This window comes from Kluyvera cryocrescens NBRC 102467 (assembly GCF_001571285.1).
In the GTDB taxonomy this organism is placed as follows: domain Bacteria; phylum Pseudomonadota; class Gammaproteobacteria; order Enterobacterales; family Enterobacteriaceae; genus Kluyvera; species Kluyvera cryocrescens.
Map to the genome: position 1 here is coordinate 38,187 of NZ_BCTM01000032.1, position 8,150 is coordinate 46,336.

Here is an 8,150-nt window from a genome sequence, read left to right on the forward strand (position 1 = left end):
ATTACTTGTTCTCCGCCGACTCTTTTGGCTCTTTCGCAATAACCTGAATGCCCAGCTCGCCCAGCGATGCCGGGTTCGCGAAGCTTGGCGCTTCGGTCATCAGGCAGGCTGCTGCAGTGGTTTTCGGGAAGGCGATAACATCACGAATGTTGTCGGTGCCGGTCAGCAGCATGGTCAGACGATCCAGACCAAATGCCAGGCCTGCGTGCGGAGGCGTACCGTATTTCAGTGCGTCCAGCAGGAAGCCAAACTTCTCGCGCTGTTCCTGTTCGTTAATGCCCAGGATACCAAACACGGTCTGCTGCATGTCGCCACGGTGAATACGCACGGAACCGCCGCCCACTTCATAGCCGTTGATGACCATATCGTAAGCGTTCGCCACGGCCTCTTCCGGTGCTGCTTTCAGCTCCTCGGCGGTCATATCTTTCGGCGAAGTGAACGGGTGGTGCATTGCGGTCAGACCGCCTTCACCATCGTCTTCAAACATTGGGAAGTCGATAACCCACAGCGGTGCCCACATGTTTTCGTCGGTCAGGTTCAGATCTTTACCCAGCTTCAGACGCAGTGCGCCCAGCGCGTCGGCAACCACTTTCTTGTTGTCTGCGCCGAAGAAGATCATGTCGCCGTCTTGTGCGCCGGTGCGCTCAAGAATCGCGTCCACGATGTCCGCAGTCAGGAACTTCGCCACTGGGCTGTTGATGCCTTCCATGCCTTTCGCACGTTCGGTCACTTTGATGTAAGCCAGGCCTTTCGCACCGTAGATCTTCACAAAGTTGCCGTATTCATCGATAAGCTTACGGGTCAGCGCAGCACCGCCAGGAACGCGCAGCGCAGCAACGCGGCCTTTCGGGTCGTTCGCCGGGCCGGAGAATACCGCGAACTCGACGGATTTCAGCAGGTCAGCAACGTCGACCAGCTCCATCGGGTTACGCAGATCCGGTTTATCAGAGCCGTAACGACGCTCAGCTTCAGCAAAGGTCATGATTGGGAAATCGCCCAGATCCACACCCTTCACTTCCAGCCACAGCTGGCGAACCAGCGCTTCCATCACTTCACGAACCTGTGGGGCCGTCATGAAGGATGTTTCGACGTCGATCTGGGTAAATTCAGGCTGACGGTCAGCGCGCAGGTCTTCGTCACGGAAGCATTTTACGATCTGATAGTAGCGGTCAAAACCGGACATCATCAGCAGCTGTTTGAACAGCTGAGGAGACTGCGGCAGCGCGTAGAATTTACCTTTGTGTACACGGGAAGGTACGAGGTAGTCGCGCGCGCCTTCCGGCGTTGCTTTCGTCAGCATTGGGGTTTCGATATCAAGGAAACCGTGGTCATCCATAAAACGACGCACGAAGCTGGTAATTTTCGCGCGGGTTTTCAGACGCTGTGCCATTTCCGGACGACGCAGATCGAGGTAGCGGTATTTCAGACGCGCTTCTTCGGTGTTGACGTGATTGGAGTCCAGCGGCAGTGATTCTGAACGGTTGATGATGGTCAGATCGGACGCCAGAACTTCGATCGCGCCGGTTGCCATATCCGCGTTGATGTTTTTCTCATCGCGCGCACGCACGGTGCCGGTCACCTGAATGCAGAATTCATTACGCAGTTCAGAGGCTAACTTCAACGCATCCGCACGATCCGGATCGAAGAATACCTGAACGATACCTTCACGGTCGCGCATGTCGATAAAAATGAGGCTGCCGAGATCACGACGACGGTTGACCCAACCACACAGAGTCACCTGCTGCCCAACGTGGGACTGTCGAAGCTGTCCGCAATATTCTGTACGCATGAGATATCCCTTAACTTAGCCGTCGGCGGATTGTCACCTGCCGTGCAGGCTTAACTGTCGCAGCTTTAGCTGAATGTCACTACTGGATGAAAAAAGGGGGCTATTATACTGGAAATTCTCGCTCACGATAAGCCCAGTGCGGTTTATACGCCTGTTTGCTGAACGCTTATTGCTCATGCTCACAAAAATTAACAATAATTATCCCTTCAATAACCTGTCGACGATTGTAAGGTATGCGCCAACAGCCCGTTGAGAGAGGAAAAACCATGCTGAATTTAGACGCTAAAAAAACCGCCCTGGTGGTCATTGACCTGCAAGAAGGCATCCTGCCGTTTGCCGGTGGCCCCCACACGGCAACCGCAGTGGTCGAACGCGCTGCGCGCCTGGCGCAAAAATGCCGCGCCGCTTCGGCACCGGTGGTGATGGTTCGCGTCGGTTGGTCGGCCGATTTCGCCGAAGCGCTAAAACAGCCCGTTGATGCCCAAGCGCCAGCCCACGCGCTGCCGGACAACTGGTGGACCTATCCTTCTACGCTCGGCAAGCAGGACAGCGACATCGAAGTGACCAAGCGTCAGTGGGGCGCGTTTTACGGTACCGACCTGGAAATGCAGCTGCGTCGTCGCGGTATCGACACCATTATTCTGTGCGGTATCTCGACCAACATCGGCGTAGAGTCCACCGCCCGTAATGCCTGGGAACTGGGCTTTAATCTGATCATTGCCGAAGACGCCTGTAGCGCCTCCTCCGCCGAGCAGCATCAGGGGAGTATGACGCACATCTTCCCGCGCATCGCTCGCGTGCGTAGCACCGACGAAATCCTCGCGGCACTATGATTTACCTTGGTCTTCCCCAATGGTCGCACCCCAAATGGGCGCGGCTGGGGATCGCTGGCCTTGAAGAGTATGCCCGCCACTTTAACTGCGTGACGCGGTAATTTTTAAAATCACTAAAGAACGCCCAAGAGCATGTGTTTTCTTTAGGTTAATCAGTGTATTATAAGACGCCTCCATATGAAATTCGGTTAAGTTCATATGAGTTAAAATGTCCCAACCATGCCCCAAAACTGGCATTTATGCCCCATACATGCCCCAAAAACCTTCCTTAAAAAGCTACGTGCCCAACCGTTGATGCTGTATAAATAAACAGTATAAATTGCGTGCAAAATCATTGTTGCTTTGGAGGCGGTATGTTCGTTGAGTTGGTGTACGACAAACGGAATGTTGAAGGATTAACAGGTGCCAGAGAAATAATTCTGAATGAGTTAACAAAGCGAGTGCACCGGATCTTTCCGGATGCAGAAGTGAAGGTTAAGCCGATGCAGGCGAACGGCTTAAACAGCGATGCCAGCAAAAGCGATCGGGAGAAGCTGAACCGCATGCTGGAGGAAATGTTTGAAGAATCCGATATGTGGTTAGTTTCGGAGTAGTGCCAGCTTTTACCAAGTCCTTTTCATACCTTTCTGGATACGGGAAACCAAATTCCCGTATTGGATGAACCATTGCCGCCCTTTTTTAAAGCTGCTCTACCAGCGGATAAAAATTATGATCCTCGCGCTGCATTCGTTCATGCACCTTGCGCAACACTACATTCGCGTCGCGGCGAAATGCCTCGTCACAATTGATAAGCTTATTTGCCGTATTCCAGCGACGGGAAAACTTTTCATACTCGGCAACAATATCAGCCATCTCGCGCTGAAAATTTACGCTCATTGTTTTTAGCTTTTGATCGTTCACCTTTTCCAGATAAGGATATAAAAACTGATCTTCGGCAGAAAGGTGTACTTTAATCACAGAACTCATACTGATAACGGTTTGAGCGATTTCTTGCGCATGAGCCGTCACACCCGCCCGGCTAAGCTCCCTGAGGCGGCTAATTTTATGGATAATCTCGGCATGCTGGATCTTCATTTTATCAATATTCACTGGGGAATCCCTTAATGAGCTTTGCAATTTATAACATATATATTAAATACATCTTTAAAAATAAGCAATCTGAGTTGTTTTTATTAAATTTTATAAATTTACGTTATGTAAATACATAATAAACAAAATTTGAATGCAAATATAAAGAGATCTATTGCCAATCTTCGGAATTTTTCTATCGTACATATGTCTCAAAACTGCGCCAATGCCGCCTCAAGAGATATCGCAGCATCAGTGCTGTTGATAAAGTGCGTCACCCGCCTCATAACCTCAGCCTCTTCAGCTGCATCACCTTCGATCGCTTCGCCGTCATCCGTGATTAACGCTTTCCCCCTAAGCTTCGCAAACTGCGTCCGACCTCCGGACAGAATCAACAGCGCATCACCCTGCTGTGGGCGCGTGACCGGGACGATGATCGCATAACCCGCCGACGTCTCGAGGATGCGACTGTCGGGAGTCATGCAGACACTGGCTGGCGTAACCCGCTGCTCTATATAGTCGGTAGCTGGTGAAGGAAAGCCCATGTTTACGCCCTCTCTTGAATGCTGGATAAAAACACAGTATAAATACTGTATACCCATCCAGTAAAGGAGCAATGAGCAATGTTCGTGGAACTCGTTTATGACAAAAGGAATTTTGATGGTCTGCCCGGGGCAAAAGATATCATTCTGGGCGAATTGACCAGGAGGGTTCACCGGATCTTTCCCGATGCTGATATTCGGGTTAAACCGATGATGACACTGCCCGCGATCAACACTGACGCCAGCAAGCACGAGAAAGAACAGATAAGCCGTACTGTTCAGGAAATGTTTGAAGAGGCTGATATGTGGCTGGTTTCAGATTAAACGCCTTGAACCGTCATATTGCTTAAGTACAATCCGCCGTGACTGGCAATCATTCAATACTCGCACTATCAAATGTTCGCCAGCCCGCGGCAGCCTGTGCTTGCATACCACAGGCTGCTGCAACCCATTGATGTTACGCCTCTGGTTTTGTCGGCCACTCGATATCCGGTGCAGTATCCAGATCGAGCGCATCCAGCGCTTTCACATACAACCGCCAGGCGATTAGCTTTTGCTTGTCCTCGTCGCTAATTAGTCCCAGATTCAGATCTAAAACCCAGCCAGACATAATGTCATCAGCCTCGGCTTTCAGCTGATTACGAGTCGCTTCCGCATCGTAAACATCATCTGCATGGGTACGAACATAAGCCGGGTCCGGCACCCATTCATCGGTGAAACGATTATGGGTCATCGCACCGCCAGTGAAATCGTCGGGTACTATTACGGGGTACGTTTGCCCATCAAAAGACACGGGGGTTGTGCTCCAGCTTCTGTTATCTGCTTGATTAACGTAAATTGTTCTCATGCTGTGATCTTCCTTACGTGAACGCGGACAGGGAGCGACGTGGCCCCCGTTCCCGTATTCGTGGTTTGCATAGGCATCCCCGTATTTACACTGGTGTTTGCTAATTCTGCGCTACCGCACTGAACAACGACGCCAACGCCCTCTAAATATCCCGCTTTTGTCCCAAACGATGTGCCATTCCCACTGTTATAAATCCAGCCTGTTTCCGTCCATCTAAGGACTCCCGCTAAATCAGTACGCTGTATCTCGGCGACAACCTCAACCGGGGTGTTAGCCCCAAACGGGTTATTTAATACCTTGCGCTCACTGCGGGCCATTGTTCCGAAGTCCAGTAACGCATAATCCAGGCGCGCGTTAACCGCTGCGATCGCCGCTGCGTTCGCAGAGTCCCCCGAAGCGATAGCGGTCGCCAGTGCCAAAGCATCAATACTGCCGCCGTTAGTGGCTTTCGCAGCAAAGCGTACGGTCCAGCAACCTTGTACGCGGTTCGGGCGAATTTCTGTTACGCCGTCCTGATACATTTTTTCGTTGCGACTCAGGTTTAAATCAAGGTCGGAACCATAATTAGCGTCTGCGTTGTTCGCGCCGTATTGGTTTTGACCGTTAACCTGCGCATTACGCCCTATATTAAGTGCGTTTGTCGTTTTGGTATTATTTCCATCTATGTTTCCGGCGGCGGACGGAATGAGTCCCCCGAGAATACTATATCCATAGATATGCCCCTTGACGTTCGGCAGTGCAGACGCCCCCATTTTACCGTTATTTGCGGCCACTCCTCCGTCACCAACATGTACCGGAATTTTTAACGAACCAGGCTGTGTACCATTATCGTCTGGCAGACGCATTTTCCCCGGGGAAGATGTCAGCACATAGCAACCACGTTTTAGCGGGTCCGCCTGCCATTCTGCTTCGGTACATGTCGGGAGTTTACCGGCCACAGCTTTCGCGTAGAGATCCGCAAAAATGCCGGTCTGGTCAACTTCCTGTCCATCGCGGGGTGCCGTGCCTGGCTCCAGCGCGGTGCGCATTTCCTGCCAGTCAATCTGTCCCAGGTAACCAGGCAACATGTCAGCAATTTCTTCTCTCGAGAATACGTCCAGATTCTGGCGCGCAGCTGGTTTGTCTGTCAGGTCGTCGAGGTTATTGGCGTTCTGCAGCAGATTTTCAGGATGGACCGACGCCGCAGAATTGGCAGCTTCCTTCGCTTTTTGCATTGCAGTAGTCGCAAACTCCTCTGCATCGCTGGCGTGTTGCGCCGCCGATTCGTTAAAACTTCCTGCATCTGAGGCCGCCGCTTCTGCTGCTGACTTAGCGGTCTGTGAATCGGTTTTAGCCTGTGTAGCTTCCGCAGCGGCCTGTGTTGCAGTGGTCTTGTCTGTTGCCACTTGTACAGCATCGCTATGTACCTGAGTCGCTATCGCCTGCAGCGCAGACTCATCGATCACCTCCAGCAGACCAGTGATTTTCCTCCATGATGGTCCTGTGTAGGTCGAGCCGTCGGCCATTTTAATAACAACGTCGCCGTTTACCTCCAGCAGCTGATACCAGTTATCAACTTCTAAAACGCGCTGTCGAATTATGTACGCCGTATCCGCTGCAATCTGCGCACTGATGCGATTCAGAGTGTCCCGCGGCATAGCCGTCCATGCGCCGGCGGTAACCGCCGGGCCGTTGTAGTTTCGGGCAAGAGTCAGTGCGGTATCACTCTCAATCGTTTTCACCGGCAGCGTATATGTCACCCCACCAGTCGTTACAACGATGAAATCACCAGCAGAGAGATCGGTGGTAAAAGACGTATCAATCCCTGCTACCACATCTGAATTATTCGCCAGGGTTAAAGTGCCTGCTGACATAGTGGCTCCTAAATTTTTGACAATAAAAAAACCCGCCGGAGCAAGGTTTAGAAATTTGGATGGGAGTGAGGTTTATGGATAAAGGCGTGTGTCGATGTAAATAAAGTCTTTCCTGAATCGTGGCGATGGTGGTTGTGAGTTAATCTGTGTTCCATCCCATACGTGCGCGCCGACAATATTTCCATAAGCTCGCGCCACCATTGAGCCATAAATGTAGATATGCTCAGATGAACTAAGGATGAGAAGGTAATTAGAGCAAATCCCAGGCATTATCGCCGCCGGCAGCCCTACATCGACATCAATTTTCACCGTAGATGAATTTATCGGCGCTCCGTTCCATGGGTTAGGCGTTGCGTTGATATCCAGCGGCAGGCAATCCGTATTCCAGGTCATTTTCCCATTCGAGTCATATACAGCCAGCCCATATCCGTGCTCTACGGTGACAATCGTTGCAAAAACATAAACCCACCCAGCGCCAGTGGTGTTTACATTTATCCACCACTTTCCACCCGATACTGTCCACGTTAAATGCGTTGCTCCGTTCACATCATCATTACGCAGGAATGGCATGATGCTTGCGGTGTCGGGAATATCCAGTTGAATAGTTCCATTACCTGTATATCTGTATTTTCCCACATAGTTCATCGGCGTTACGTCTGGGCTGATAAACAAACTCCCGTCGTCACGGTAAATCTTTAATCCATATCCGCTCATTTTATTTATACAAGATGATTATAGGTTGATCGGTGGACGCTCCTGACCAGGTAACCGTATTGCCGCTCACCGTTGCAGATGCGCCAGGTACGTTAGGATTTGATGGCGCAGTCAGCCGCTGCGCTTCCGCTATTAGCGTCTTACCTTCAATGGGAGGAAATACCCGCGAGCCTGACGCGGGAGTACTGATAAATGCGGCGACAAATGCTGGGATAAATCGCCCAACCAGCTCATTCCCGTTAGCGTCAAATAGCTGCACTCCGTAGGCCATAATCATTCCCCTTACATTGATAGTCCGTTAAATGTTCCGTTGATTTCCAGCCCGGAAAGAATCGCACATGCAGATTATTAACAGGCCGAATCCAGTACATTCCATTTTTATCAATGCGGATCTGTTTGATAGCAACGGTTGCTGTACGCAACTCAGCACCAGCCCCTAAATGAGAGGAATATGTAGCTGTACAATCCACCAATTTAACGCCATCATTCAATGCGCTAGAGATA

General features: G+C 51.0%; 11 protein-coding genes and 1 pseudogene. 4 read left to right on the top strand and 8 right to left on the bottom strand.

Annotated features, from left to right (window positions below):
• Window position 1: 1 nt before the first annotated feature.
• A complete protein-coding gene (gene aspS, locus KCR01S_RS19300; RefSeq protein WP_061284688.1) occupies window positions 2-1,789 on the bottom strand; it encodes an aspartate--tRNA ligase in 1,788 nt (595 codons plus the stop codon).
• Window positions 1,790-2,055: 266 nt separating this feature from the next.
• On the opposite strand from aspS, the gene KCR01S_RS19305 reads away from it, so the two are divergent.
• From KCR01S_RS19305 to KCR01S_RS19310, 3 genes and pseudogenes are all read left to right on the top strand, one after another.
• Entirely contained in the window at window positions 2,056-2,622 is a 567-nt protein-coding gene (locus KCR01S_RS19305) for a hydrolase (protein WP_061284689.1), read from the top strand.
• Window positions 2,619-2,714 (top strand): annotated as a pseudogene (locus KCR01S_RS25690) (hypothetical protein); the annotation flags it as partial. The gene KCR01S_RS19305 and the pseudogene KCR01S_RS25690, both read left to right, overlap by 4 nt.
• A gap of 261 nt (window positions 2,715-2,975) precedes the next feature.
• Entirely contained in the window at window positions 2,976-3,215 is a 240-nt protein-coding gene (locus KCR01S_RS19310) for a DinI family protein (RefSeq protein WP_000497460.1), read from the top strand.
• Between the two features lie 85 nt (window positions 3,216-3,300).
• Here the strand turns inward: KCR01S_RS19310 and KCR01S_RS19315 are convergent, their stop codons facing one another.
• Window positions 3,301-3,711, bottom strand: a complete 411-nt coding sequence (locus KCR01S_RS19315; protein WP_048217473.1) for a hemerythrin domain-containing protein — start codon at window positions 3,709-3,711, stop codon at window positions 3,301-3,303.
• Window positions 3,712-3,902: 191 nt separating this feature from the next.
• Window positions 3,903-4,235, bottom strand: coding sequence for a hypothetical protein (locus tag KCR01S_RS19320; RefSeq protein WP_003841689.1), 333 nt, complete (start codon window positions 4,233-4,235; stop codon window positions 3,903-3,905).
• 78 nt (window positions 4,236-4,313) lie between these two features.
• On the opposite strand from KCR01S_RS19320, the gene KCR01S_RS19325 reads away from it, so the two are divergent.
• Window positions 4,314-4,556, top strand: a complete 243-nt coding sequence (locus KCR01S_RS19325; protein ID WP_008323361.1) for a DinI family protein — start codon at window positions 4,314-4,316, stop codon at window positions 4,554-4,556.
• A gap of 133 nt (window positions 4,557-4,689) precedes the next feature.
• Here KCR01S_RS19325 and KCR01S_RS19330 read toward each other — a convergent pair whose 3' ends face one another.
• From KCR01S_RS19330 to KCR01S_RS25490, 5 genes are all read right to left on the bottom strand, one after another.
• Window positions 4,690-5,079 carry a tail fiber assembly protein gene (locus KCR01S_RS19330; protein ID WP_061284690.1) on the bottom strand — a complete coding sequence of 130 codons (390 nt, stop codon included), beginning with the start codon at window positions 5,077-5,079 and terminating at the stop codon, window positions 4,690-4,692.
• Window positions 5,076-6,932: a hypothetical protein gene (locus KCR01S_RS19335; RefSeq protein ID WP_061284691.1), complete on the bottom strand. Its 1,857-nt coding sequence runs from the start codon at window positions 6,930-6,932 to the stop codon at window positions 5,076-5,078. The genes KCR01S_RS19330 and KCR01S_RS19335 overlap by 4 nt, the downstream gene beginning before the upstream one ends.
• A gap of 72 nt (window positions 6,933-7,004) precedes the next feature.
• Window positions 7,005-7,646 carry a hypothetical protein gene (locus KCR01S_RS19340; RefSeq protein WP_061284692.1) on the bottom strand — a complete coding sequence of 214 codons (642 nt, stop codon included), beginning with the start codon at window positions 7,644-7,646 and terminating at the stop codon, window positions 7,005-7,007.
• Window position 7,647: 1 nt separating this feature from the next.
• On the bottom strand, window positions 7,648-7,917 hold the full coding sequence (locus tag KCR01S_RS19345; RefSeq protein ID WP_061284693.1) for a hypothetical protein: 270 nt from the start codon (window positions 7,915-7,917) through the stop codon (window positions 7,648-7,650).
• Window positions 7,892-8,150, bottom strand: a 259-nt coding sequence (locus KCR01S_RS25490; protein ID WP_218007478.1) for a hypothetical protein, incomplete at its 5' end; no start/stop codon positions are given. The genes KCR01S_RS19345 and KCR01S_RS25490, both read right to left, overlap by 26 nt.